The sequence below is a fragment of the Priestia sp. P5_B4 genome, assembly GCF_056400385.1.
This window is the reverse complement of the sequence record NZ_JBFULJ010001108.1, coordinates 1-1,091: the sequence shown is the minus strand read 5'-3', so window position 1 is coordinate 1,091 and position 1,091 is coordinate 1. Positions and strand designations below refer to the sequence as shown.

Sequence of the window (1,091 nt, the reverse complement as noted above, 5' to 3'; positions counted from 1 at the left end):
TTGTTCGGTTCATCAGCAGTCCGGTGACAGCTTCTGTTCTTAACGTAGGAGGACTTTGGATTCTTTATACAACAAGTCTGTATGGCATGATGCATCACTCTTTTTTCGTGCATGTCGCTGTACATATTCACGTGTTTTTAGCCGGCTATTTATTCACCGTATCGATGATTTCAATTGATCCTTCGCCGCATCAAAAAACTTTTACGTACCGGGCATCCGTATTGGTTCTTGCTCTTGCTGCTCACGGTATTTTATCAAAATATGTGTACGCTCACCCGCCTATGCACGTATCGGCGGAAGGGGCGCAGCAAGGGGCTATGCTGATGTATTACGGAGGCGATTTAATCGACTTATGTTTAATTGTGCTTCTTTGTTATGAATGGTTTAAACAGGTTCAAAAAGTATCTCTTACATAAAAAACGCGCAGAAAGCATGGTGCTTTCTGCGCGTTTTTTTAGTGAATGTTTCGTTTTTTAAAGCGTCCGCCGCGGACTTCGGTAATATCTGCAACGGCTAAAAAGGCAGTAGGATCAAAATCTTCAACAATGGTTTTTAACTTTGATTCTTCAAGGCGCGTGATGATGCAGAAAATCACTTTTTTATCATCGCCCGTATAAGCACCTTCACCGTGCAAATAGGTAACGCCTCGACCTAGACGCGCATTAATCGCATCGCCAATTTCGTCGGAATATTCGCTAATAATCCAAGCGGATTTTGATTCTTCCAATCCTTCTACAACCGTATCAATGGCTTTAGCTGCAATGATGTACGCAAGGATGGAATACATGGCGCGGTCCCACGTGAACACAAATCCCGCTGCTCCTAAAATGAAGAAGTTGAAAAACATCACAATTTCTCCCACGGAAAACGGAATTTTTTTACTGATTAAAATGGCAAGTATCTCCGTACCGTCAAGCGCTCCGCCGTAGCGAATTACGAGTCCAATTCCAATTCCGAGAATAATCCCTCCAAAAACGGTAGCAAGAAGAACGTCTGCGGTAAACGCGGGGACTTCATGAAACATAGAAGTTAAGATGGATACAACCAGTATGCCAAAAATAGTGGAAAGGGCAAATGTTTTCCCCATTTGC

The 1,091-nt window shown here is 43.0% G+C and carries 2 protein-coding genes; one reads left to right on the top strand and one right to left on the bottom strand.

Going from position 1 to position 1,091, the window contains the following annotated elements; translation table 11 throughout:
- Positions 1-416 (top strand): cytochrome c oxidase assembly protein (locus tag AC1DRF_RS29205; RefSeq protein ID WP_477742469.1); only part of this gene is annotated, 416 nt, incomplete at its 5' end.
- Between the two features lie 38 nt (positions 417-454).
- Here the strand turns inward: AC1DRF_RS29205 and AC1DRF_RS29200 are convergent.
- The coding region (locus AC1DRF_RS29200; RefSeq protein WP_477742468.1) for a YitT family protein at positions 455-1,091 on the bottom strand (637 nt) is incomplete at its 5' end.